The sequence below is a fragment of the Streptomyces sp. 3330 genome (assembly GCF_031456635.1).
Lineage (GTDB): Bacteria > Actinomycetota > Actinomycetes > Streptomycetales > Streptomycetaceae > Streptomyces.
On sequence record NZ_JAVDVA010000028.1, the window covers coordinates 59,129 to 82,085 of the forward strand.

Genomic DNA, 22,957 nt, shown 5'->3' on the forward strand with positions numbered 1-22,957 from the left:
CCGCGATGAACCAGAGGCCCACCGGGCGAATATCCCGGTTCCCCCACCTGCGGCAGGACTTCGCCGCCTCTCTCGTCGTCTTCCTGGTCGCGCTGCCGCTGTGCGTGGGCGTGGCCGTCGCCTCCGGCGTGCCGGCCGAGCTGGGGCTCGTCACCGGCATCGTCGGCGGCATCGTCACCGGTCTGCTGCGGGGCAGCTCCCTCCAGGTGTCCGGTCCGGCGGCCGGACTGACCGTGCTGGTCTTCGAGGCGGTGCAGGAGTTCGGCCTGCCCGCCCTCGGAGTGATCGTCCTCGCCACGGGCCTCCTGCAGCTCGCCATGGGCGCCCTCAAACTGGGCCGCTACTTCCGGGCCATCTCCGTCTCGGTCGTCGAGGGCATGCTGGCCGGAATCGGCCTGGTGCTGATCGCCGGTCAGCTGTACGCGATGGCGGGCGCCAAGGCGCCGTCCTCCGGCCTCGGGAAGATCGCCGGACTGCCCGAGGCCCTCGTGGACGCGGTCGGCAGCACCTCCGCACTGGCCTCGCTGGCGATCGGCGCCGGCACCATCGCGGTGCTCGTGTTGTGGAAACGGTTGCCGGCGAAGGTGCGTACGGTGCCCGGCCCGCTCGCCGCGGTGGGCCTGGCCACGCTCGCCGCCCTGCTGCTGGACCTGCCCGTGGCCACGGTCGAGGTGCGGGGGCTGCTCGGCTCCGTCCAGCCTCCGCCGCTGAGCGCCTTCGGCGAACTGGCGCACGTCGGCCTGCTCGGCACGATCGTCGCGTTCACCCTGATCGCGTCCGCCGAGTCGCTGTTCAGCGCGGCGGCGGTGGACCGCCTCCACGACGGTCCGCGCACCGAGTACGACAAGGAACTGATGGCGCAGGGCGCGGGCAACGCGATCTGCGGAGCGCTCGGCGCGCTGCCGATGACCGCGGTGATCGTGCGCAGCGCCGCCAACGTCCAGGCGGGCGCACGGACGAAGGCGTCACGCGTCCTGCACGGCGTCTGGCTGCTGCTGTTCGCGGCCCTGCTGCCGGACGTGCTGGCGTACATCCCCCTCCCGGCGCTGGCCGGAGTCCTCGTGCACGCGGGCGCCAAGCTCGTGCCGGTGCGGGCGATCGCGGGCCTGTGGCGCGAGCACCGCGGCGAGGCGCTGATCCTGGTCGTCACGGCCGTGTCGATCGTCGCGGTCAGCATGTTCGAGGGCGTGCTCATCGGTCTGGCCCTGGCCGTCGCCAAGACGGCCTGGGAGGCCTCGCACATCAGGCTGGAGGTCGTCGACAAGGGCGCCGGGCCCGTCCAGGCGTATCTGTCCGGCAACGCGACGTTCCTGCGCCTGCCCAAGATCCTCGACAACCTGGAGGCCCTCCCGCAGGACCGCCCCGTCGAGCTGGACCTCTCCGGCCTGCACCACCTCGACCACGCCTGCCGTACGGCGCTGGAGACCTGGGCCGAACGGCACAGCGCGGCCGGCACGGAACCGGTGAAGGTCACCGAGCCGGTGAAGATCACGGAACCGGCCACGACCGCGTAGCCCGTCCCACCCGCCGTCCGGCCCGGGACCCGGGGCGTGGCCCCGGGCCGGACGGCGGGCATATCGTTACAGGGCGGACGGAAACAGACGGAAACGCTCTTACGGGCCCCTCGCCGAGGAGGTCGTCATGGTCCAGGAACTGCTGGGCGTGGCCGCGGCGGTCGCCGCCGGGGGTCTCGTGTACCTCGGAGCGGCGGCCCGGGTCGTCAAGCAGTACGAACGCGGGGTCGTCCTCCGGCTCGGCCGGCTGCGCGGCGAGGTCCGGTCTCCGGGGTTCACCCTGGTGGTCCCGGCCGTGGACCGGCTGCACAAGGTCAACATGCAGATCGTGACGATGCCCATCCCCGCCCAGGAGGGCATCACCCGCGACAACGTGACCGTGCGGGTCGACGCGGTGGTGTACTTCCGCGTGGTGGACGCGGCGGCCGCGATCGTCAACGTCGAGGACTACCGTTTCGCCGTCTCGCAGATGGCGCAGACCTCGCTGCGTTCGATCATCGGCAAGAGCGAGCTGGACGATCTGCTGTCGAACCGGGAGAAGCTCAACGAGGGTCTGGAGCTGATGATCGACAGCCCCGCCATCGGCTGGGGCGTGCAGATCGACCGGGTCGAGATCAAGGACGTGTCCCTGCCGGACACCATGAAGCGCTCGATGGCCCGGCAGGCCGAGGCCGACCGTGAGCGGCGGGCCCGGATCATCAACGCCGACGCCGAACTCCAAGCGTCCAAGAAGCTCGCCGAGGCCGCGAAGGAGATGTCCGAGCAGCCGGCCGCGCTCCAGCTGCGGCTGCTGCAGACGGTGGTGGCGGTCGCCGCCGAGAAGAACTCCACGCTGGTGCTGCCGTTCCCGGTGGAACTGCTGCGCTTCCTGGAAAAGGCCCAGCAACCGCTCCCGCAACCGCTCCCGCAACCGCCACAGCCACAGCCACAGCAAGAAGCGCAACACCAGCCCCCGCACGAGCACCCTCTCGAGCAGCCGCGTCCGCCGCTGCCCCCTTCGCCGCAGCCCGCCCCCGAGGACGGGGAGGAGTGACACGAGCTACGCGCGTGGTTCCCGGGGCGCACTGCGGGTGATAGACACAGCGGGATCACAGTTCCTGTCCGCCAGCAGGAAGGTTTCCCCCATGTCTGCGACACGACGTCAGATCCTCGCCGGTACCGGCGCCTTGGGAGTGGGCGCGAGCATCGCGTTCACCGGCGCCCTCTCCGACCTCTTCGCGGGCACCGCCGCCGCGCAGGGTCTCGGCCACGACGGCTACGGCCCCCTCGTACCCGACAAGGACGGCCTGCTCGACCTTCCCGCGGGCTTCCGCTACCGGGTCCTCTCCCGCGAGGGCGATCCGCTGCGCTCCGGCGAGGGACCGGTGCCCTCGAACCACGACGGCATGACGGCCCTGCCCGGCCGGGGCGGTCGCGTCCACCTGGTCCGCAACCACGAGAACCGCCCCACGGCCAAGTTCCCCGTCCCCACGGTCGAAGGGCTGACCTACGACCCGGCGGGCAAGGGCGGCTGTACGGCCCTGACGCTCGACGCCCGGAACAACGTGCTCTCCGAGCGCGTGGCCATCGCCGGTACGGCCGTCAACTGCGCGGGCGGCCCCACCCCGTGGCACACCTGGCTGACCTGCGAGGAGACCGAGGACAAGGCCGGCACAAACGGTTACACAAAGGATCACGGCTTCATCTTCGAGGTCGACCCGTCCGACCCGCGCCGCAGCGGGGCCGTCCCGCTGACCGCGATGGGCCGTTTCCAGCACGAGGCGATCGCCGTCGACCCGCGTCTCGGAATCGTTTACGAAACCGAGGACGCGTTCCTGGAGCCGTTCGGCCTTTTCTACCGCTTTCTCCCGAAGAAGCCGCTCGGCGGGGCGGGCTCGCTGCGCGCGGGCGGCCGTCTCCAGGCGATGCGCGTTCCGGGCGTGCCGGACCTGTCCTCGATCCAGGACACGGGCGCCTCCTTCGACGGCATCGAGTGGGTCGACGTACCGGATCCGCTCGCCGTGGAAACCCCGGTCCGGCTGCAGGACTTCGGCCCGAAGGGCATCACGCACGCCCAGAAGCTCGAGGGCTGCTACTGGGGCGGGAAGTGCGTGTACTTCGTGTCGTCCTTCGCGCGCGGCGCGGACGGCTCGGCGGCCGACCACTTCGGCCAGATCTGGCGGTACGACCCGAAGCTCCGCCGCCTCACCCTCGTCATCGTCTTCGGCCCGGACACCGACATCCAGCTCCCGGGCGAGTCCCCGGACAACATCTGCCTGGCGCCCAGCGGCGGCCTGATGGTCTGCGAGGACGGCAACGGCGCCCAGCACGTGTTCGGCGTGACCAGGGGCGGCGAGGTCTACGCGATGGCGCGGGGCCGCCAGAACATCGGGACGCCGCAGGCCCCCGAGTGGGGCGAGTTCGCCGGCGTCACCTTCTCCCCCGACGGCGACACGATGTACGTCAACTGCTACACCCCGGGGACGACCTTCGCCGTCACGGGGCCCTGGCGGCGCTAGCCGGACTCCGGGAGGTGGGGCTCCGCCGACCCGGCGGGGCCCCACTCCTGGAGCGCGGAGTTCCGCAGAGGTGGAGGCCGGCTGGGTGACAGGAACAGAGGCGCGGGCGCATATCGCATGAAATGACAGCACCGTCCTCATAACTTCATACGATGATCCCTCCCGTACGTCGCCTCACCGCCCTCTGCGCCCTCGGGGCCGCGCTCGTCCCCCTCGCGGCCTGCGGCACCGGCAGCCCTCAGGAACCGCGTGCCACGCGTCCGGCCGCCTCCGCGCACGCCTCCCTCGCCCCCGCCCGGCCCCCCACACTGGCTCCCGGTCCTGCGGGCCTCACCCCCGTCTTCAGCAACGCGCCCCGCACCGCCGAGAAGCGGGTCGCCCTCACCTTCGACGCCGACATGACCGCCGACCAGGGAGCCCGCGCGGCAGCCGGCGAGCACTTCGACAACCCGGGGCTGATCGCGGCACTGCGCGCGCTGAAGGTGCCGGCCACCGTGTTCATGACCGGCCGCTGGGCCGAGGAGTACCCGGACCAGGCCCGCTCCCTCGGCCGCGACCCCCGCTTCGAGATCGCCAACCACTCCTACAGCCACTACGCGTTCACGGACGACTGCTACGGCCTGCCGACCGTCCCCGAGGACGGGATGCGCGCGGACGTGGAGCGGGCGTTCACGGCGTTCCGCAAGGCCGGGGTGGCGGACGCGATGCCCTACTTCCGTTTCCCCGGCGGTTGCTACGACCGGCGGGCGCTGCGCGCGGTGAGCGGCATGGGCGTGACCGCGGTGCAGTGGGACGTGGTGAGCGGGGACGCCTTCGCGACCGACGCGGACGCGGTGGCCCGGCAGGTGCTCGAAGGAGTCCGGCCCGGCTCCGTCGTCGTCATGCACTGCACGCGCAGCGCCGCCCCGACGACCGAGCGTGCGGTGCGGTCCATCGTCCCGGAGCTGCGCCGTCAGGGGTACCGGTTCGTGAAGGTGTCCGAGCTGATCGGTGCGGCGAGCCGACGGCCGTGAACCACGCCCGCGAGCCTGCGCGCCGCCCGGCCGACCCCGCTGGCCACGCAGGCCACCACGCGGGTCACGCGGGTCGCGCGGATCGCGCGGATCGCGCTCACCGACACCCTGCAGGCCGCGCACGCAGGCCACTCTCACCAACACCCTGCGCGCCTTCGTACCCCCGGCCGACTCCCACGTCCCGCGGGGCCCTCACGCGTGCGGCTCGCGTGTGCCGCGCACGCCGCTCGGCCCCGCTTCGTACGCCGTCATCGCTTACGTACGCTGGAAGCATGAGCGACGACAGTGACCGGGACTACTGCCTGATCGACGCGACCACGCCGCCCAGGGCCGAAGAGCCGCCGTACGCGGAGTGCGTGCTGTGCCGGAAGCCGACGGAGTACCCGGAGTCGTACAAGGGGATCACGCTGTGCCCGGTGTGCGAGTGGCAGGAGGCGCAGCGGACCGCCTGCTCGGGGTAGCCGCTTGCTTTAAGTAACCGTTTACACGGAGAAACCGCTTGCGCGGGATTTCTGTCCGCGCGGGGCACTTGTGGGCGCGTGTGACCGCCGCTCGCTCCGCACCAGCGTTTCCCGGCAAGTAACCGGTTGCCGCGACGTAACCGGTTACCTGCAGTCGACATCCCGCTACCGGCTACCGGCTACCGGCTACCGGCTACCGGCGGAGTAACCCACCGTAACCGGTTACCCGCACGCCTCCCCGATGCCTACCCGCACGCCTCCCCGATGCGTGCGTGGCTCCATGTGTCGGCGCTGCCGCTGCCGCTGCTCCGCACAAGTTGCGCAACCGCTTCCCCGCGCCCGACCACCCACCCTCCCCCCTCACTCACTCCCTCCCTACCTTCCTTCCTTCCTTCCTCCGCTCACGGCGATCGGCGTGACGTGAGCGCGCACGCCACGGCGATCGCCGCCGCACTCAGCAGGGCTGCCGCGACCACGGGGAGGAGCGGCATGTGGACGGTCGCCGAGTGGGAGCCGCCGACCAGGTCGCTCACGGCCGCCTGCGCCGGGGAACCGGTGACCACCAGCGACAGCAGGGCCGCCAGCAGCAGTGCGGGGACCGCGCGGCCCGGCGAGCGCAGCACGGGCCAGGCGGTGAGCGCGCCGACGGCCGCGCCGAGCAGCGCACAGGTCAGGACGGCGAGCAGTCCGGCGCCGACGGCTTCCGGGACGGGAACACGCTTGTGGTGGTCGCTGCCGACCGGGTCGCTGATGAGCGTGACCAGCAGGATCGCCGTCGCGCCGCACACGACGGCCGTGGTCAGCGCGACCAGGACGCAGGCCAGGTGCGCCCGCCCGGGCCCGACCGCCGCCGCGACGACGGTGCGGGCGGCCGGGGGCTCGTTGGTGACGCAGATCCGCACCAGCCAGGCGGCGACGGGCAGCAGGAACGCGGCCGTGTATCCGAGCGAGTCCAGCAGCGGCCGGCCTCCCTGCACGCCGACGCCCAGGAAGACGGCATAGAGGAGGAACGGGGGGAGCCAGCGCTGCGAGCGCAGGAGCAGGGCGGTCTGATAGCGCAGGAGGGCGGTCATCGGTCGCGGCTCCCGTCCTGACGGACGCTCACCACGTGCCACGGCGGCCGGGCGGTGAGCAGGGCGCGGAGCAGGACGTCGGAGTGGGAGGCGGGGACGGTGAGCCGGTGGCTGCGGTCGGCCGTCTTCTCGGTGGCGGTGGCCAGGCGGAGCGCCTCCGGTGGGAGCGGGGCGGCCGGCCCGTGCACCTCGATGGTCAGGTGCGGGCCGTCGGGGGCGACGGTCGGTCCGGTCGCGGTACGGGGGTGCAGGGCGCCGTCACGGACGGTGTACTCGGCGTCCGCCCGGCCGGCGAGGCGGCGGGGGTCGTGGTCCACGAAGACGACGGCCGATCCGGCGGCCGTCCGCTCGGCGACGGCGCGTTCGAGTTCGGCGCGCGCGTCGGTGTCCAGTCCCGTCCAGGCCTCGTCCAGGATCAGCAACTCCGGTTCGGCGAGGAGTGCTTGTGCCACGGCGACCTTCTGGCTGCTGCCCTTGGAGAGGCGGCTCATCGGGGTGTGGGCGTGCGCGGTGGCGCCGAAGCGGTCCAGCCAGTCGCCCGCGGCGTGCGCGGCCGCCGTCCGGGACAGGCCGTGGACCGCGCCGAGGTGGGTGAGCCAGCCGAGGGCGGTGAAGGGGAGAGCGGCGGGGAAGCGTTCGGGAACGTAGGCGGTGCGGGGGGCGCCGGTGACCTTGCCCTCGGTGGGGGCGTCGACGCGGGCCAGCAGGCGGAGCAGGGTGGACTTCCCGGTGCCGTTGGGGCCGTCGATGCGGGTGAGGGTCGCGGGCGCCGGGTTCAGGTGCACGTCGCGGAACACCCAGGGGCCGCGCAGGCCGTAGCGGCGGCCCACGGCCTCCAGCCGTAGCTCACGTGGCATGCGGACCGTCCTCTCACTCGCGGATGCGTGGATCTTCCACCTGGCAGACTGGAGGACGTGACCATTGATCCGGCCGTTCCCGGCGACAGCCCCTTCCGTACCGAGCGTTCGACACGGGACGAGGCTCCGCAGTTCGTCCTGCCTCTGGTGGTCCGCATCGAGCGTGCCGCCCCGCCGGCGCGCACGGACGCGTTGGAGACGGCCGCGCGCGCCGTGCTGACCCTCCTCGCCGACGAGCGGGCGCTGGGCGAGGGCGAGTGGGCCGCGGCCGTGCGCGACTGGCAGGACGCCCGGATCCGCAAGGTGGTGCGCCGGGCGCGGGGCGCCGAGTGGCGCCGGGCGGAGGCACTGCCCGGCATCACGGTCACGGGCAAGGCGGCGGAAGTAAGGGTGTTCCCGCCCGTTCCGCTGGACGGCTGGCCCAAGGAGCTGGCGAAGCTGCAGGTTTCCGGAACCGATCTCGACGATCCTGAGCCGCCGGTCGACTTCGACCCGACGGCTCCGGTGATCTGGCAGAACCCGGAGGTCGGCATGTCCGCGGGCAAGGCGATGGCGCAGGCCGGGCACGGCGCGCAGCTCGCCTGGTGGGAGCTGTCGGACGAGGAGCGGACCGCCTGGCGGGAGGCGGGTTTCCCGCTCGCCGTGCGGACCGCGGAGCCGCGGCGGTGGCGTGAGCTGACGGAGAGCGGATTGCCGCTCGTGCGGGACGCCGGGTTCACCGAGATCGCGCCGGGCAGTTGCACGGTGGTCGCGGACCACCCGGCCCTGCGGGCCCGCTGACCCCGCGGCCCGCCGCTCACACCACTCTCACCGTTTTCGCCGCCGTCCTCGCAGCCCGCCGCTCACACGACTCTCGCTCTCGCCGCTCTCGCGGTTCTCACCGCCCCGACGCCGCCCCGGCCGCTGCCACCAGTCCCACCGCTGCGGCCGCTGCGATCGGCCCCACCAGGCGGCCCCGGCCCTGTGGTCCGAACCTCAAATGTTGCTCTGAAGGACGGTGGCGGGCGGTTCGCGAGGCGGTGGCGGGGCCATACCTCCGTCACCACGCAGGGGGCACGAAGGAGGCGGGGACCATGAGGCGACTGGGGACGGGCATCGGCTGGCGGCCGGAGATCGCGGACGCCGTGGAGCGCATGCCGGGCATCGACTGGGTCGAGGCCGTCGCCGAGAACGTCTGCCCCGGGCATCTGCCCGACTCGCTGCTCCGGCTGCGCGAGCGCGGGGTCACCGTGATCCCGCACGGCGTCTCGCTCGGGCTGGGCGACGCGGAGCGGCCCGACGCGGGACGGCTGGCCGCGCTCGCCGAGCGGGCCGAGGCACTGGGTTCGCCGCTGGTCACCGAGCACATCGCGTTCGTCCGCGCGGGCGGCCCCCTGGCCGCGTCCCCGCGGCTCGAGGCCGGACATCTGCTGCCGGTGCCCCGCACCCGCGACGCCCTCGACGTGCTGTGCGAGAACGTGCGCATCGCGCAGGAGGCGCTGCCCGTGCCGCTCGCCGTCGAGAACATCGCCGCGCTCATCGCGTGGCCCGGCGAGGAGATGACCGAGGGGCAGTTCCTGTACGAGCTGGCCGACCGGACGGGCGTACGGCTGCTCATCGACGTGGCCAACCTGCACACCAACCACGTCAACCGGGGCGAGGACCCCGCCAAGGCGCTCGCCGAACTGCCCCTGGAGGCCATCGCCTACGTCCATGTGGCGGGCGGTTTCGAGCGGGACGGCGTCTGGCACGACAGTCACGCCCACCCGGTGCCCCGGCCGGTCCTCGACATCCTCACCGACCTCGCGTCCCGGGTGTCGCCTCCGGGAGTGCTGCTGGAGCGGGACGAGAACTTCCCCGAGCCGGCGGAACTGGAGCGGGAGCTGCGCACGATCCGGGCGGCCGTCGAAGCCGGCGGGCAGGAGCACGCCGTCACGCGGGCCGGGTCGAGCGCGGGGCAGCACGGCGCGACCGGCATCGGGACCCGCGTCGGGACCGGCATCGAGACCCGCATCGGAGCCCGCACCGTGACCGGCGCAGGGACGGACGCCCGGACCGGGGACCGGTCCGCCCCGCCCGCCCCGGGGCCGGAGCCGGACCCGGCCCCTCTCGACGAGACGACGCGTCAGCGCCTCGGCCTCGCGCAGGCGGCCCTGCTGTCGGCGCTGGTGGCCGGGACGCCGGTACCCGAGGGCTTCGACCGGGTGCGGCTCGGCGTACAGTCCCGGGCGCTGGCGGCGAAGCGCGCGGACGTGGTGGCGAAGGTGGCCCCGGAGCTGCCGGTCATGCTCGGAAGCGGTTACCGCACCGCTTTCATCGCGTACGCCCAAGGCCACCCGATGCGCGGCGGCTACCGGCAGGACGCCCTCGACTTCGCCGAGCAGACGCTGCTGGACGGGCGGCCGGCGGAGGGCCGGGCCCGTCGGGAACTGCGCCGGTGGTGGCTGGACCGCTCGGGCCCCGCGCCGAGGCCGAGGTCACGGCTGGGACAGGTCGGCCGGATGGGGCGGAGCTTGATCGGGCGATGAGGGGTCCGGCACCGCGGACGTCCCGAGTGTGCCGGGGCTAACACCGCACAGCCCAGGACACGCACCGCAACCGTTCCCGCACCGCTTTCCCGTCGTTTCACCCTATATGGCGCACCCGTCAGCGCACACAGGTCCTCACACTTCGCCCACAATGACCTGATTTGAACTCTTTGCACCCATACGGCAGTTGGCGATGCCGACGCAGTAATATGCCAGCCAGTCCCGCAACCGAAGCGCACTAGTGTGCAGTGCCGCGAGCAGGAGGCACCCCATGCGGCCGCGACCCCCCGTCCAGGGCAGAGGCATCTTCAGCGGAACCGGACTCATCATCACGGGCCTGGCGGCGACCCTGGCGGCTCTGGTCTTCCCGATCTGGTCGTACGCCGACCGGTCGGGCACCGGGGTGGACGTGCTGAACGCGCAGACGGTGTCGACGCAGTACGGGCCGTTGTCCGCGCTGGACCGGGAGTTCGTCACGAAGGTCCGGCTGGCGGGGCTGTGGGAACTGCCCGCCGGTCAGGAGGCGCAGACGAAGGGCACGACCGAGGCCGTACGGACGGCGGGCCGGCACCTGGTCGAGGGGCACACCTTCCTGGACGAGCGGGTGCGGACCGTCGCCTCCCGGCTGGGCCTCGCGCTGCCGAACGAGCCCAACGAGCAGCAGAAGGGCTGGCTGAGCGCACTCGACGCGGCGCAGGGCGAGCAGTACGACTGGAAGTTCGCCAATATCCTGCGTCTCGCGCACGGCCGGGTGTTCTCCGTCGTCGCCCAGGTGCGGGCCAGTACCCGCAACTCGCTGGTGCGCGAGCTCGCCGACGACGCCAACACCACCGTGCTGGACCACATCAAGATCCTGGAGGCCACCGGGTTCGTCGACTTCGACGCTCTCGCCCGGGACATGGCCGCCGACAGCACGCCGCCGATCACCCGTTTCCCCGGCCCGCCGGGACCGACGGCCGACCCCGGCTCGGCGGTGCCGGTGCCGGTGACGCCGTCGCCGCATCCCACGTACACGCTCCCGCCGGCCGCGGCCAGCCCGCCACCCGGCAGCTGACAGGTACAAGCGGCAAGCGGTGGCGGGCGGCAGGTGAAATGGGTTGCGAGACCGTTTTCCGAGATCCGGACCGAAATCCGATCCCCCTCGCCCTTCTCCCTCGGGCAGGGCGAAGGCGAGCGGAACGTCCCATACCCGCGACGCTCGGTCCGGATGGTGAACAGGGCGTGGTGTTCCTCCGGGCGCATGGCATAGAAACACAGCATGGTCTGGGTGCTTCTCCTGCTGCTGGCATGGGCCGTCGCGGGTGCGGCGTGCACACGGCTGTGCCTGGCCGCCGCACGGGCGGCGGCCGTCGACGAGGACGCGGGCCGGGGACATGATCTGACGCTCTACGAGGCGGCCTTCCTGTCCGGCGGTCCGGGCAGGGTCGCCGACCTGACCATGGTCTCCATGGCGCGGCAGCGGCGCCTGGTGCTCGCCCGCACCGGCTGGGCGACCGTCGTGGACCCGCGCGGGCGGGACGAGATGGAGCGGTCGGTCATAGGGGCCATCGGGCCCGAGGGACAGTCCCGTATCGCCCCGGCGCGCGCGGCGGCGGCCGCCGCGGACGCGGTGGGAGGCCTCGCCGACCGGCTGGTCCGCGCAGGTCTCGCGGTGCCCGACGGGGCCCGTACGACGGTCGCGGCCGGGGTGCGCCAGGTACGGGTCGCCGCCGTGGCCGTCGTCGCGCTGGGCGCCACCGCACTGCTGCTCCCCGCCACCCCGGACATGCCCCGCGACCTCGTCGCGCTCTGGTTCGCGCTGCCGCTGGCGCTCGCGCTGAGCTGCCTGGCGATAGCGCGGGTGGAGGTGCATCCGTATTCCCGCTGGGCCTCACCGGCCGGGCAGCGGCTGCTGGGCGCGCTGGCGCGGCACGCAAGTGGCGCCGGGGACGACCGCGCGTACCTGACCTCCGTCGCCGTGCGGGGGATCCGCGCGGTGGGCGAGCCGGACCTGCGGGCCGCCTTCGCCCGTCGTGAGCAGTACGGGCGGGACTGAGACAGGGCGCGCTCGACCACCGGGGGGCGCACAAGGGGCATTGGCGCCGACACCCGTCGACGGTGCTTGCCTTCCCCCACGGTCGAACCAACCATCCCTTGTGTCGCCGCCGTGCACCGAAGGGACACCCGATGAGAGCCGCCGCCCTCCACTCGGCCGCAGGAGCCCTCCTGCTGACCGCCCTCTCCGCCGTCCCGGCGGGCGGCGCCCCGAACACCGGCGCCCTGTCCGGCGCGCCCGGTGTCGCGCTGGCCGCCGCGCGGGCCGCGGCGAAGGGCGTCGACTTCGGGACCTGCTCCGACGCACAGGACCTGCCGGGCAGCATGCAGTGCGGCACGGTCTCCGTCCCGCTCGACTACGCGGCCCCGAACGGCAAGCAGATCGCGCTCACCGTCAGCCGGGTGCGGGCCACCCACCGGGACCCGCACAACAGCAAGCACCGGGTGCCCCGGCAGGGTGCGCTGGTGTTCAACCCGGGCGGTCCCGGCGGCTCGGGGCTGTATTTCCCGCTGATCGGCCTGCTGCCGGAGTGGAAGCGCATCGGGGCGGCGTACGACCTCGTCGGCTACGACCCGCGCGGGGTCGGCCGTTCGGCGCCGCTGTCCTGCCAGGACCCCCAGCGCTTCTTCAAGGGCCCCGCCCCCGCCCCGGACCACCCCTCGGAGTCGTACAAGAAGGAGCGCGTCGCGCAGGCGAAGGCGTACGCGCGGGGCTGTGCGAAGCGGTCGGGGAGCGCCCTGCGGCACTACAACTCGCTGAACAACGCCCGTGACCTGGACGTGCTGCGCGCCGCGCTCGGCGAGGAACGGCTGACGTTCATGGGGGCGTCGTACGGCACCTACTTCGGCGGGGTCTACGCGACGCTCTTCCCCTCCCACGTGCGGCGGATGGTGTTCGACGCGGCCGTGAACCCCGACCCGGCGCAGATCTGGTACCGCAACAACCTCGACCAGTCGGCGGCGTTCGAGAGCCGCTGGACGGACTTCCGGGAGTGGGTCGCGCGGCACGACGACGTGTACGGCCTGGGCGGCACGGCGGAGGCGGTGCTGGCCAGCTACGAGCGGGCGCGCGCGCGGCTGGCCGCGGAGCCGGCCGGCGGGAAGGTGGGCCCCGGACAGCTCCAGGGCGCGTTCCTGCAGGCCGGGTACTACGACGACTACTGGCCGGCCCGGGCCCAGGCGCTGTCGGAGTATCTGAAGGGCGACCCCCGGCAGTTGATCGCGCAGGCCGGGCCGGTGCGGGAGGCCGCCGCCGAGGCGGAGAACGCCAACGCCGTGTACACGGCCGTGGAGTGCAACGACGCGCCCTGGCCGACGGACTGGAAGGTGTGGGACCGCGACAGCACGCGGCTGGCGCGCGTCGCGCCGTTCGAGACGTGGGACAACGTGTGGGCGAACCTGCCGTGCGCGTACTGGCCGGCGCCCCGGCAGCGGCCGGTCGACGTGCGGACCGGTCCGGGCGAGCTGCCGCCGACGCTGATCCTGGCCGCCGAGCGGGACGCGGCGGCACCCTACGCCGGGGCGCTGGAGATGCACCGGCGGCTGACCGGGTCGGTGCTGGTCACCGAGCGGGACGCCGGCACGCACGGCATCGCGGGCGGTCCGAACCGGTGCGTCAACGGCCACCTGGAGGCGTACCTGCTGGAGGGCCGGCTGCCGGGGCGGCGCGCTGCCTGCGCGCCGCGCCCGGAACCCGCGCCGGCGGCCGCTCCCGCGGAACGCGCCGCCGGGGCGGGGCGCTGATCAGGCGAGGCCCGCGACCAGCTCCGTGAGGTCCTTGCGGCGGCCCGTGTAGAACGGGACCTCCTCGCGGACGTGCATGCGGGCCTCGGAGGCGCGCAGGTGGCGCATGAGGTCGACGATGCGGTACAGCTCGTCGGCCTCGAACGCCAGGATCCACTCGTAGTCGCCCAGCGAGAACGAGGCGACGGTGTTGGCGCGGACGTCCGGGTAGCCGCGGGCCATCTTGCCGTGGTCGGCGAGCATGCGGCGACGGTCCTCGTCGGGCAGCAGGTACCAGTCGTAGGAGCGCACGAAGGGGTAGACGCTCACGTAGTTCCGGGGCGTCTCGTCGGCGAGGAACGCCGGGATGTGCGAGCGGTTGAACTCGGCGGGGCGGTGCAGCGCCATGTTCGACCAGACCGGCTCCAGCGCGCGGCCCAGCCGGGTGCGGCGGAAGAGGTTGTACGCCTCCTGGAGCTGGTCGGCGGTCTCGGCGTGCCACCAGATCATGACGTCGGCGTCGGCGCGCAGGCCGGACACGTCGTAGGTGCCGCGGATCGTCACGTCCTTGGCGGCGAGCTGGTCGAACAGTTCCTGGACCTCGTCGGCGTAACCGGCGCGGTCCTCGGGCAGCGCGTCCTTCAGCTTGAAGACGGACCACAGCGTGTAGCGGATGACCTCGTTGAGGTCCTTGGCCAGCTTGCCCTTGTTCGGGACCCTGCCGGACTCGGTGGTGGGGGCGTCGTCACTCATGGCTCTCATTCTCCCGCTCCGCCGTGCAGACTTTGCACCGGGTTGGCCGCGAGCTCGCGTACGGCGCCCAGGTCGCCGCCGAGCTGGTCGACCGCCGCGTACGCGCTCGCGATGCAGGCCGGGATGCCCACGCCGTCGTACGGGGCGCCGCAGACCGCGAGGCCGGGGAGCCCGGCGACGTGCTCGCGGATGCGGGCCACGCGCGCGTGGTGGCCGACCGGGTACTGCGGCAGGCCGTCCGTCCAGCGGGTGACGCGGGTTTCGAGGGGCGTGGCGTCCAGGCCGGTGGCCGCGCGCAGGTCGCGCCGGGAGACGTCGACGAGTTCGGCGTCCTCACGGCCCAGGATCTCCGTCTCTCCGTACCGCCCCACGGAGGTGCGCAGCACGACCGTGTCCGGGTCCTCGTCGGCGATCCAGCCCCACTTGCGGGAGGCGAAGGTGGACGCCTTGATGGTGCGTCCGTCGACGGGCGGGACGAGGAAACCGCTGCCGTCGGGCAGGGTGTCGGCGGTGTCGGCGCGCCGGTAGGCGAGGGTGACCAGGGCCATGGAGGCGTACTCCACCGTGCGCAGGGCGGCGGCGGCGCCGGGGGACTCGGCGGCCAGCAGCGCGGCGGCGGCCGGAGCGGGCACGGCGACGACCACGGCGTCGGCGTGCAGCACCCGCTCCCCCGCGGTGACCTGCCAGCCTCCGCCGGCCGAGCGGCGCAGCGCGGTCACGGGCACGCGCGTGTGGATCTCGCCGCCGCGTGCCTGCACGGACGCGGCGACGGCGGGCGGCAGGGAGCCCACCCCGCCTTCGAGGCCCATGAACACCGGGCCGGTCTGCTGATGGGCGGCGGCCTTCGCCTGGATCTCGCGGACGGCCTCCGTCAGCGAGGTGTGGGTCCGGGCCGCCTGGTAGAGCTGCGGGACGGCGGAGCGCATCGAGATCCGGTAGGCGTCACCGGCGTACACCCCGCCGAGCAGCGGTTCGACGAGGCGGTCGACGACCTCGCGGCCCATGCGCGCCGCCACGTACTCCCCGACGGCCACGTCGTCCCCGACCTCGGTGCGGGGCAGGTCGGCGTCGCGTCCGATGCGCGCGAGGCCCTCGTCGGAGAGGACTCCGGTGAGGGCGGTCGCCGTGCCGGGGACGCCCATGACGTGTCCCTTGGGCATGGGGCGCAGCGCGCCGCGGGTCCAGATCGAGGCCGTCGCGGTGGCCGGCGGCTGCAGGCGGTCGGAGAGGCCCACCTCGCGCGCGAGGGCGACCGCCTCGGGCCGGCGGGCCAGCATCGACTCGGCGCCGAGGTCCACGCGCACGCCCGCGATCTCGCCGGGCAGCAGCTTGCCTCCCACCCGGCCGGAGGCCTCGAGGACGGTCACCCGCGCCCCGCGCTCCAGCAGCCGGTGGGCGGCGGCCAGTCCGGCGATCCCGGCTCCGACGACGATGACGTGCTGCCCCGTGCCCGTACCCGTTGAGCTCATGCGTCCACTCTCTCAGACCCCGCTGACACCCCCGTCGCGGCCCGGTGTCCTGGCCGCGTCCCGACCGTGACCTGTTCGGAACCGTTTTCCGCCAACGTCCCGGCCCGCCCGGGCGTCGAAGGAACGTCACAGTCGTCACCGTCCCGGGGGTAGACCCACATGCGCACACCACGTTCCGCAGGACGCTCCGTACGGCGTCCCGCACGGACCACTCACGCCCTGGCCGGGATCCTGCTGGCCGCGGGCCTCGCGCTCACCGGATGCAGCGGCGCGAGCGACTCCGGCGCGAGCAGCACGGCCGACAAGGCCGCCGTCGGGGAGGCCGGCGCCGGTGACGCGGACGCCGCGCAGGACGCGAAGGAGGGCGCGGGCTCCAGTGGCTCGAAGGCCACCTCGGCGCCCGCCCTCACCGCGAACCGCATCATCCGCACCGCCTCGCTGACCGTGCAGGTCAAGGACGTGCCGAAGGCCCTGGACGAGGCCCGTACGACCACCGAGAACGCGGGGGGCTACGTCGGCGACGAGACGACCGTCCGGGACGAGGACGGCGCCGAGCGGACCCGGGTGGTGCTGCGGGTGCCCGTCGAGAAGTACGACGACGTCCTCGCCGCCCTCCAGGGCGCGGGCAAGCTGCTGGAGCGCACGGCGAAGGCCGAGGACGTCACCGACCAGGTCGTCGACGTCGAGAGCCGCATCGCCTCGCAGCGCGCCAGCGTCGCCCGGGTCCGCGAGCTGATGGACCGGGCCACCAAGCTGAGCGACGTGGTCACCCTGGAGGGCGAGCTGAGCAACCGGGAGTCCGACCTGGAGGCGCTGCTCGCCCAGCAGGCGTCGCTGAAGGACCGCACGAGCCTGGCGACCGTCACGCTGACCCTGTCGGAGAAGCCGGTCGTCCCGGTCGCCGAGGACGACGACCCCGGGTTCGTGGACGCGCTGGCGGGCGGCTGGGACGCGTTCGTGACGATGCTGCGGTGGATCGCCGTCGTGTTCGGCGCGGCGCTGCCGTTCCTCGCGGTGGGCGCTCTGCTCCTGCTGGTGTGGCTGCGGCTGGTGCGACCGCGCCGGCGGGCGGCGGAGGCGAGCTGGGCCGGACTGGGCGTGCCCGGGCAGGCCGGAGCCGGTCCCAGGGCGGGACAGGCCGGAGCCGGGCCCGCCGCGGCGCAGCACGGGCCCGGACGGACCGGGGACGGACCGACGGGGGCCGGACAGACCGGGGCCGGTGCGGGCGAGCCCGAGCGGCACTGAACTGCGAGTCCCCCGTAGCGTGTTCGCATGAGCATCGAGCGACTTGTGGTGATCGGCGGGGACGCCGCGGGCATGTCCGCAGCGTCCCAGGCCCGCCGTCTGAAAGGGCCCGGGGAGCTGGAGATCGTGGCCTTCGAGCGGGGCCACTTCACGTCCTACTCGGCGTGCGGCATCCCGTACTGGGTGGGCGGTGACGTCACCGAGCGGGACGATCTCATCGCCCGCACGCCCGAGGAGCACCGCGCGCGGGGGATCGACCTGAGGATGCGCACGGAGGTCACGGAGATCGACGTGGCGGGGCGGCGGGTACGCTCGCGTGCGGTGGATTCCGGCACGGAGTCCTGGACGTCGTACGACAAGCTCGTCATCGCGACCGGGGCGCGCCCGATCCGGCCGGACCTGCCGGGCATGGACGCGGAGGGCGTGCACGGGGTGCAGACCCTGGACGACGGGCAGGCGCTGCTCGACACGCTGGCACGCGCGCGTGGGCGGCGGGCCGTGGTCGTGGGGGCGGGCTACATCGGTGTGGAGATGGCCGAGGCGCTCATCGAGCACGGCTACGAGGTGACGGTCGTCAACCGGGGCAGCGAGCCGATGTCGACCCTGGACCCGGACATGGGGCGGCTGGTGCACCGGGCCATGGAGGGTCTGGGCATCACCATGGTGAACGACTCCGAGGTCACCGCGCTGCGCACCGCGGAGGACGGTCACGTGAGGGCGGTGGTGACCGAGGGCGCCGAGTATCCGGCGGACGTGGTGGTGCTGGGCATCGGGGTCCGCCCGGAGACGGGGCTCGCGCGGGCGGCGGGTCTGCCCGTGGGCGCGCACGGCGGGCTCCTCACCGACCTGGCGATGCGAGTGCGCGGACCCGTCGCGGACGGGAGCGTCTGGGCCGGCGGCGACTGCGTCGAGGTGCTGGACCTGGTCTCCGGCCAGGAGCGGCACATCGCCCTGGGCACCCATGCGAACAAGCACGGCCAGGTCATCGGCACCAACGTCGGGGGCGGGTACGCCACGTTCCCCGGCGTGGTCGGCACGGCCGTCAGCAAGGTGTGCGATCTGGAGATCGCCCGCACGGGCCTGCGCGAGAAGGACGCCCGGCGCGTCGGCCTGCAGTTCGAGGCGGTCACCGTCGAGTCGACGAGCCGCGCCGGTTACTACCCCGGCGCCTCCCCCATGACGGTCAAGATGCTCGCCGAGCGCAGGACGGGCCGTCTGCTGGGCCTGCAGATCGTCGGACGGGAGGGTGCGGGCAAACGCGTCGACATCGCGGCGGTGGCGTTGACGGCCGGGATGACGGTGGAGCAGATGACGGCCCTGGACCTCGGGTACGCGCCGCCGTTCTCACCGGTGTGGGACCCGGTGCTGGTCGCGGCGCGCAAGGCCTCGGCGAAGATCCGCGGCTTCTAGCCGGGCCGGCACCGGGGCGGCGGCCGGTCCGGGCGGCGCGGGGCCGCGCGACCGGCCCCCCGCCCGCCCGGGGCCGTCGCGGCCGGACCTCGCGTCATCGCTCAAGCGGTTCCGCTCAGGCGCGGCAGCGCGGAGACCGCGGCGGCGGCCGGCTGCTCCGCGGGCTTGGCGTGCGCCGCGGGCGCCGGCCGTGACCGCAGGCGGCTGCTGACCGCCTCGTCGAGGGTCACCGGCCGCTGCATCTGCGCGGCCAGCCGCCCGGCCTCCTGGCCGAGCCGTGCCACGTCCTCCCAGGGCAGCCGGATCACCAGGGATATCTCCGCCTCGCCGTCGGGAGTGGCGTGCATGGGGGGAGTAACTCGGTCGTTCATCGCCTGTTCCTCACGTCGTCCCCGCGGCCCGCCTTCCTCGTGCCGCGAGCAGTTGACGGTTCATACGCGCCCGTGGGGATCCCCGTTCACCGGTTCACCGAACGGATCGGGGGCAGTACTTCCTTGTGGTCATCCCCGTCCATGACGTGAATCCCGTGCGCCGCACCCCGGTGGTGACGTACGCCCTCATCGCGGCGAACGTCTTCGTGTTCCTGTTCATGCCCGGCCTGTCCGGCTCCACGGCGGGCGACAGCAGCCTGGCCCAGACGTGTCATCTGCACGCCTTCCTGGAGCACTACGCCGCCGTGCCGCGGGAGTTGATCCACCATCAGCTCCCCCAGCTCGTCCCGACCGGCGAAGTGCGCGGCGCGGGATGCGTGCTGGCTCCGCCGGGGTACGACAAGTCGCCCGCGCTGAGCGTGCTCAGCGCGATGTTCCTGCACGGCGGCTGGCTGCACCTGCTGGGCAACATGCTGTTCCTGCTGATCTTCGGCAACAACATAGAGGACCGCATGGGGCACGTCCGCTTCGCCCTCTTCTACGGCGCCTGCGGTTACGCGGCGTCGTACGGTTTCGCGCTGCTCAACGCCGACTCGACCGATCCGCTGATCGGCGCGTCGGGGGCGATCGCGGGGGTGCTGGGCGCCTATCTGGTGCTGTATCCGAAGGCCAGGGTGTGGGTGCTCGTCCCGTTCCTGGTGTTCCTGCCGCTGCGGCTGCCGGCCTGGCTGGTGCTGGGCTTCTGGTTCGTGCTGCAGGCGGTGTACTCCTCCGGGGAGGGCGTCTCCGGCGCGGGCACGGTGGCGTACGCGGCGCACGTCGTCGGCTTCCTCGCCGGCATGCTGCTCGCCTGGCCGCTCAAGCCGGGCACGCCCCCGCCGCCGGAGCCGCGCGGTCTGCTGTTCGGCAGACGGGCGCGCCCCCGGCACACCTGGTGAACCCGGGTCAGCGGGCGGTCTGCGTGTGGACGTACTCGACGAGGCGGGTCAGCGCGTCCGGGTCGGTGGACGGCATGACGCCGTGGCCGAGGTTGAAGACGTGGCCCTCGAGGCCGGCCGCCGCGTCGAGCACCTCGCGGGTCTTGGCCTCGACGGCCTCGGCGCCGGCGAACAGGACGGTCGGGTCGAGGTTGCCCTGGAGCGTCTTGCCGGGGCCGACCCGGCGGGCGGCCTCGTCGAGCGGGACGCGCCAGTCGACGCCGACGACGTCCGCCCCGGCCTCGCCCATCAGCCGCAGCAGCTCGCCGGTGCCCACGCCGAAGTGGATGCGCGGGACGCCGTACCCCTCGACCGCGCGGAAGACCTTCGCGGAGGCGGGCAGCACCGAGCGGCGGTAGTCGCTCGGGGCGAGCGCTCCGGCCCAGGAGTCGAACAGCTGGACGGCGCTGGCGCCGGCCTCGATCTGCACCTTCAGGAAGGCGGACGTGATCTCCGCGAGACGGTCGAGCAGGTCGGCCCAGAGTTCCGGGTCGCCGTACATCATCGCCTTGGCGTTCTCGTACGTGCGGGACGGGCCGCCCTCGACGAGGTAGCTCGCGAGGGTGAAAGGCGCGCCCGCGAAACCGATGAGGGGGGTGGCGCCGAGCTCGGCGGTCAGCAGGCCGATGGCCTCGGTGACGTAGGAGACGTCCTCGGGGGTGAGGTCGCGGAGCTGGGCCAGGTCGGCGCGGGTGCGGATCGGGCGCTCGACGACCGGGCCGACGCCCGGCTTGATGTCGAGGTCGATGCCGATGGCCTTGAGCGGGACGACGATGTCGCTGAAGTAGATCGCCGCGTCCACGTCGTGCCGGCGCACGGGCTGGAGGGTGATCTCGGTGACCAGCTCGGGCCGCATGCAGGACTCGAGCATGGGAACGCCCTCGCGGACCTTGCGGTACTCCGGCAGGGAGCGCCCGGCCTGCCGCATGAACCACACGGGCGTGTGCGGCACCGGTTCACGCCTGCACGCCTTCAGGAAGGCACTGTCGTACGTCGCTGTCGGCTGGCGGCCCGCCGGGCTCTCGTTCGCGCTCACGACGGCAAGTCTCCCACGGCGCCGGAGGCGGTGGAGCCGCCCCCCGCCGCGCCCGCGCCCCGCCCGCGTCCCGCCTCCGCCCCGCCTCCGCCCCGCCTCCGCGGCGGGCCGCGGCCGTGCGCGGCCCGTGCGCCTGTTCGCCCAGCGCGCACCCGTCCGCGAGCCCCGCACGGGTGTCTTGCCCTGCGCGAAGGCCCCGTTCCCCTTAATCTTCCCCGCATGGCTGCGGCTCAGGGACGACTGTCGGACGGCGCTGGCGGGATGGATGAAGCGAACGAGGGGGACCCGGATGGGACCAGGTCGGCTCCACCGCCTTTCCGGGCGGCGGTCGAGCAGCTGAGGGCGGCGCGGCTGCGGCCGCAGATCGAGGCGGAGCCGACGCCGGCCCCGAAGCGGCTCGCCCCGTTCGCGTACGCGCTGGAGGCGACGGTCGTGGACGGCGACCAGGATCTGGCCGACGGCCGGCTGGTGCTGCTGCACGATCCGGCCGGGCACGACGCCTGGCGCGGAACGTTCCGGCTGGTGACCCTCGTCCGGGCCGAACTGGAGCCGGAGATGGCCGCGGACCCGCTGCTGCCGGAGGTGTGCTGGTCGTGGCTGACCGGCGCGCTCCAGGCGCGCGGGCTGACGTACGGCGAGCCGAGCGGGACCGTCACGCGCGCGGGTTCGCACTACTTCGGCGGGCTGGCGGAGCGCCCGGCGACCTCGCAGATCGAGATCAGGGCCTCCTGGACGCCGCGCGAGGGGCTGGGCGGGGTGCCAGAGGCGGGGGCGCACCTGGCGGCCTGGTGCGATCTGCTGGCGCAGGTGGCGGGGCTGCCGCCGGCCGGTCCGGGGGACGCCTCGGTGGTGACGCTGCCGCAGCGCAGGGGGCCCCAGTCACGTTGACCATCTCTTTGTCGATACGGCCATTTTCGATCCCGTAAGACACCCACTTAAACCGACTCGATCTTCGGATGATCGATCGCGTGTCCGAATTGCACGTATTGTTACTCACTAGATCGTGATCATTCTCTAAAGGACCCCGGGTTCGCTGCCGAAGACGACTGTGACCTTGAAAGCACGGTTCGTCCCGGCTTCCTCCCCACAAGCCCCGCGAGCCGGCCCCCGTCCCCCACCCAGGAGGCCTGGTGTCCGTTCTCCTCGAGCAGCCCGCAAGCCTGGTCGCCTACCGCCCGAACAAGCCCACCGCCATGGTGGTCGTGGCCGACCCGCGCGTCCGCTCCACCGTCACCCGCCACCTGTGGGCGCTCGGTGTGCGCGACGTCATCGAAGCCTCGTCCATCGCGGAGGCTCGTCCCCGCATCGGCAACCCCCGCGACATCTGCGTCGCCGACGTCCACCTGCCCGACGGCTCCGGCCTCACCCTGTTGTCGGAGACCCGCGCCGCGGGCTGGCCCAACGGGCTCGCCCTCTCCGCCGCCGACGACATCGGCGCCGTGCGCAACGCCCTCGCGGGCGGCGTGAAGGGCTACGTCGTCACCGGCACCCGCACCAACCTCGGCCTCCCCAGCCGACCCGGTGCCGCCCCCATGGGCTCCGCCGCCCGTCTCCACCGCCGCCCCCCGGGTGCCCCGAGTCACCCGGGTGGCTACCGCGAGCTCTCCGGCCGCGAGGTCGAAGTGCTGCGACTGGTGGCGGAAGGCCAGTCCAACAAGGCGATCGGCGTCTCGATGGGCCTGTCCGCACTGACCGTCAAGAGCCACCTCGCCCGCATCGCGCGCAAGCTCGGCACGGGCGACCGCGCCGGCATGGTCGCGGTGGCCCTGCGGACCGGCATCATCCACTGAGACCCCACCCGCGTCCGGGGGTCTCCCCCGCGAACGCCCCCCGACCCCGGCCCGGCTCCTCCCGTCTCTGCCCGGTTTCTTCCCGACCCCTTCCCCTTCGTTCACCGTCCTGACCGGTTTACGACCCCCCGGGGCGGCCCGCCGCGCCGCCGCGGCGGGGCCGGGCGGGGGGGGCCCCAAAAACCACAGAGACGCGCGCGCCCCCCCCACCACCCACCCGACCCCCC

General features: G+C 73.4%; 21 protein-coding genes. 15 read left to right on the forward strand and 6 right to left on the reverse strand.

Going from position 1 to position 22,957, the window contains the following annotated elements:
• The first annotated feature begins 5 nt into the window (after positions 1-5).
• The 5 genes from J2X68_RS33715 (at position 6) to J2X68_RS33735 (ending at position 5,486) form a co-directional block, all read left to right on the forward strand.
• Positions 6-1,514, forward strand: coding sequence for a SulP family inorganic anion transporter (locus J2X68_RS33715; RefSeq protein WP_310436405.1), 1,509 nt, complete (start codon positions 6-8; stop codon positions 1,512-1,514).
• A 127-nt stretch (positions 1,515-1,641) separates the two neighbouring features.
• Positions 1,642-2,547, forward strand: a complete 906-nt coding sequence (locus J2X68_RS33720) for a slipin family protein (protein WP_310436406.1) — start codon at positions 1,642-1,644, stop codon at positions 2,545-2,547.
• Between the two features lie 91 nt (positions 2,548-2,638).
• Entirely contained in the window at positions 2,639-4,012 is a 1,374-nt protein-coding gene (locus J2X68_RS33725) for a PhoX family protein (RefSeq protein WP_310436407.1), read from the forward strand.
• Between the two features lie 152 nt (positions 4,013-4,164).
• The gene (locus J2X68_RS33730; RefSeq protein WP_310436408.1) at positions 4,165-5,025 is read left to right on the forward strand and encodes a polysaccharide deacetylase family protein; all 861 of its coding nucleotides are present in this window, start codon (positions 4,165-4,167) and stop codon (positions 5,023-5,025) included.
• A 272-nt stretch (positions 5,026-5,297) separates the two neighbouring features.
• Positions 5,298-5,486: a hypothetical protein gene (locus J2X68_RS33735; RefSeq protein ID WP_310436409.1), complete on the forward strand. Its 189-nt coding sequence runs from the start codon at positions 5,298-5,300 to the stop codon at positions 5,484-5,486.
• Positions 5,487-5,887: 401 nt separating this feature from the next.
• Here the strand turns inward: J2X68_RS33735 and J2X68_RS33740 are convergent, their stop codons facing one another.
• Positions 5,888-6,559 carry an ABC transporter gene (locus J2X68_RS33740; RefSeq protein WP_310436410.1) on the reverse strand — a complete coding sequence of 224 codons (672 nt, stop codon included), beginning with the start codon at positions 6,557-6,559 and terminating at the stop codon, positions 5,888-5,890.
• Positions 6,556-7,416, reverse strand: a complete 861-nt coding sequence (locus J2X68_RS33745) for an ATP-binding cassette domain-containing protein (protein ID WP_310436411.1) — start codon at positions 7,414-7,416, stop codon at positions 6,556-6,558. Before J2X68_RS33745 ends, J2X68_RS33740 begins: the two co-directional genes overlap by 4 nt.
• A gap of 57 nt (positions 7,417-7,473) precedes the next feature.
• Here J2X68_RS33745 and J2X68_RS33750 point away from each other — a divergent pair, with 57 nt between their 5' ends.
• The 5 genes from J2X68_RS33750 (at position 7,474) to J2X68_RS33770 (ending at position 13,700) form a co-directional block, all read left to right on the forward strand.
• Positions 7,474-8,196 (forward strand): peptidyl-tRNA hydrolase, encoded by a 723-nt coding sequence (locus J2X68_RS33750; RefSeq protein ID WP_310436412.1) that lies wholly within the window; start codon positions 7,474-7,476, stop codon positions 8,194-8,196.
• A gap of 293 nt (positions 8,197-8,489) precedes the next feature.
• Positions 8,490-9,923 (forward strand): DUF692 domain-containing protein, encoded by a 1,434-nt coding sequence (locus J2X68_RS33755; protein ID WP_310436413.1) that lies wholly within the window; start codon positions 8,490-8,492, stop codon positions 9,921-9,923.
• A gap of 271 nt (positions 9,924-10,194) precedes the next feature.
• The gene (locus J2X68_RS33760) at positions 10,195-10,977 is read left to right on the forward strand and encodes a DUF4142 domain-containing protein (RefSeq protein ID WP_310436414.1); all 783 of its coding nucleotides are present in this window, start codon (positions 10,195-10,197) and stop codon (positions 10,975-10,977) included.
• A 204-nt stretch (positions 10,978-11,181) separates the two neighbouring features.
• Positions 11,182-11,958 (forward strand): TIGR04222 domain-containing membrane protein, encoded by a 777-nt coding sequence (locus tag J2X68_RS33765; protein ID WP_310436415.1) that lies wholly within the window; start codon positions 11,182-11,184, stop codon positions 11,956-11,958.
• A 131-nt stretch (positions 11,959-12,089) separates the two neighbouring features.
• Entirely contained in the window at positions 12,090-13,700 is a 1,611-nt protein-coding gene (locus J2X68_RS33770; RefSeq protein WP_310436416.1) for an alpha/beta hydrolase, read from the forward strand.
• Here J2X68_RS33770 and hemQ read toward each other — a convergent pair whose 3' ends face one another.
• Complete coding sequence (hemQ, locus tag J2X68_RS33775; RefSeq protein ID WP_310436417.1) at positions 13,701-14,432, reverse strand: hydrogen peroxide-dependent heme synthase; 732 nt, start codon at positions 14,430-14,432, stop codon at positions 13,701-13,703.
• 5 nt (positions 14,433-14,437) lie between these two features.
• Positions 14,438-15,901 (reverse strand): protoporphyrinogen oxidase, encoded by a 1,464-nt coding sequence (gene hemG / locus J2X68_RS33780; RefSeq protein WP_310436418.1) that lies wholly within the window; start codon positions 15,899-15,901, stop codon positions 14,438-14,440.
• A gap of 159 nt (positions 15,902-16,060) precedes the next feature.
• Between hemG and J2X68_RS33785 the strand changes: the two genes are divergently transcribed.
• Positions 16,061-17,146 (forward strand): DUF4349 domain-containing protein, encoded by a 1,086-nt coding sequence (locus tag J2X68_RS33785; protein WP_310436419.1) that lies wholly within the window; start codon positions 16,061-16,063, stop codon positions 17,144-17,146.
• 27 nt (positions 17,147-17,173) lie between these two features.
• The gene (locus J2X68_RS33790; RefSeq protein WP_310436420.1) at positions 17,174-18,556 is read left to right on the forward strand and encodes an FAD-dependent oxidoreductase; all 1,383 of its coding nucleotides are present in this window, start codon (positions 17,174-17,176) and stop codon (positions 18,554-18,556) included.
• A 101-nt stretch (positions 18,557-18,657) separates the two neighbouring features.
• Here the strand turns inward: J2X68_RS33790 and J2X68_RS33795 are convergent, their stop codons facing one another.
• Positions 18,658-18,927 (reverse strand): hypothetical protein, encoded by a 270-nt coding sequence (locus J2X68_RS33795; RefSeq protein WP_028806059.1) that lies wholly within the window; start codon positions 18,925-18,927, stop codon positions 18,658-18,660.
• Positions 18,928-19,052: 125 nt separating this feature from the next.
• Here J2X68_RS33795 and J2X68_RS33800 point away from each other — a divergent pair, with 125 nt between their 5' ends.
• Positions 19,053-19,865: a rhomboid family intramembrane serine protease gene (locus J2X68_RS33800; RefSeq protein WP_310436421.1), complete on the forward strand. Its 813-nt coding sequence runs from the start codon at positions 19,053-19,055 to the stop codon at positions 19,863-19,865.
• A 7-nt stretch (positions 19,866-19,872) separates the two neighbouring features.
• Here J2X68_RS33800 and hemE read toward each other — a convergent pair whose 3' ends face one another.
• A complete protein-coding gene (hemE, locus tag J2X68_RS33805; protein WP_310436422.1) occupies positions 19,873-20,940 on the reverse strand; it encodes a uroporphyrinogen decarboxylase in 1,068 nt (355 codons plus the stop codon).
• Positions 20,941-21,201: 261 nt separating this feature from the next.
• Between hemE and J2X68_RS33810 the strand changes: the two genes are divergently transcribed.
• Both J2X68_RS33810 and J2X68_RS33815 read left to right on the forward strand, forming a co-directional pair.
• Positions 21,202-21,828, forward strand: coding sequence for a DUF3000 domain-containing protein (locus tag J2X68_RS33810; protein WP_399041495.1), 627 nt, complete (start codon positions 21,202-21,204; stop codon positions 21,826-21,828).
• 242 nt (positions 21,829-22,070) lie between these two features.
• Entirely contained in the window at positions 22,071-22,730 is a 660-nt protein-coding gene (locus tag J2X68_RS33815) for a response regulator transcription factor (RefSeq protein WP_020125228.1), read from the forward strand.
• The last annotated feature ends 227 nt before the right edge of the window (positions 22,731-22,957 follow it).

What these genes read in the sequence shown, in the direction of transcription:
- J2X68_RS33715 (WP_310436405.1), top strand. Translation starts at nt 6, where the DNA reads ATGAACCAGAGGCCCACCGGGCGAATATCCCGGTTCCCCCACCTGCGG.
- J2X68_RS33720 (WP_310436406.1), top strand. Translation starts at nt 1,642, where the DNA reads ATGGTCCAGGAACTGCTGGGCGTGGCCGCGGCGGTCGCCGCCGGGGGT.
- J2X68_RS33725 (WP_310436407.1), top strand. Translation starts at nt 2,639, where the DNA reads ATGTCTGCGACACGACGTCAGATCCTCGCCGGTACCGGCGCCTTGGGA.
- J2X68_RS33730 (WP_310436408.1), top strand. Translation starts at nt 4,165, where the DNA reads ATGATCCCTCCCGTACGTCGCCTCACCGCCCTCTGCGCCCTCGGGGCC.
- J2X68_RS33735 (WP_310436409.1), top strand. Translation starts at nt 5,298, where the DNA reads ATGAGCGACGACAGTGACCGGGACTACTGCCTGATCGACGCGACCACG.
- J2X68_RS33740 (WP_310436410.1), bottom strand. Translation starts at nt 6,559, where the DNA reads ATGACCGCCCTCCTGCGCTATCAGACCGCCCTGCTCCTGCGCTCGCAG.
- J2X68_RS33745 (WP_310436411.1), bottom strand. Translation starts at nt 7,416, where the DNA reads ATGCCACGTGAGCTACGGCTGGAGGCCGTGGGCCGCCGCTACGGCCTG.
- J2X68_RS33755 (WP_310436413.1), top strand. Translation starts at nt 8,490, where the DNA reads ATGAGGCGACTGGGGACGGGCATCGGCTGGCGGCCGGAGATCGCGGAC.
- J2X68_RS33760 (WP_310436414.1), top strand. Translation starts at nt 10,195, where the DNA reads ATGCGGCCGCGACCCCCCGTCCAGGGCAGAGGCATCTTCAGCGGAACC.
- J2X68_RS33765 (WP_310436415.1), top strand. Translation starts at nt 11,182, where the DNA reads ATGGTCTGGGTGCTTCTCCTGCTGCTGGCATGGGCCGTCGCGGGTGCG.
- J2X68_RS33770 (WP_310436416.1), top strand. Translation starts at nt 12,090, where the DNA reads ATGAGAGCCGCCGCCCTCCACTCGGCCGCAGGAGCCCTCCTGCTGACC.
- hemQ (WP_310436417.1), bottom strand. Translation starts at nt 14,432, where the DNA reads ATGAGTGACGACGCCCCCACCACCGAGTCCGGCAGGGTCCCGAACAAG.
- hemG (WP_310436418.1), bottom strand. Translation starts at nt 15,901, where the DNA reads ATGAGCTCAACGGGTACGGGCACGGGGCAGCACGTCATCGTCGTCGGA.
- J2X68_RS33785 (WP_310436419.1), top strand. Translation starts at nt 16,061, where the DNA reads ATGCGCACACCACGTTCCGCAGGACGCTCCGTACGGCGTCCCGCACGG.
- J2X68_RS33790 (WP_310436420.1), top strand. Translation starts at nt 17,174, where the DNA reads ATGAGCATCGAGCGACTTGTGGTGATCGGCGGGGACGCCGCGGGCATG.
- J2X68_RS33795 (WP_028806059.1), bottom strand. Translation starts at nt 18,927, where the DNA reads ATGAACGACCGAGTTACTCCCCCCATGCACGCCACTCCCGACGGCGAG.
- J2X68_RS33810 (WP_399041495.1), top strand. Translation starts at nt 21,202, where the DNA reads ATGGATGAAGCGAACGAGGGGGACCCGGATGGGACCAGGTCGGCTCCA.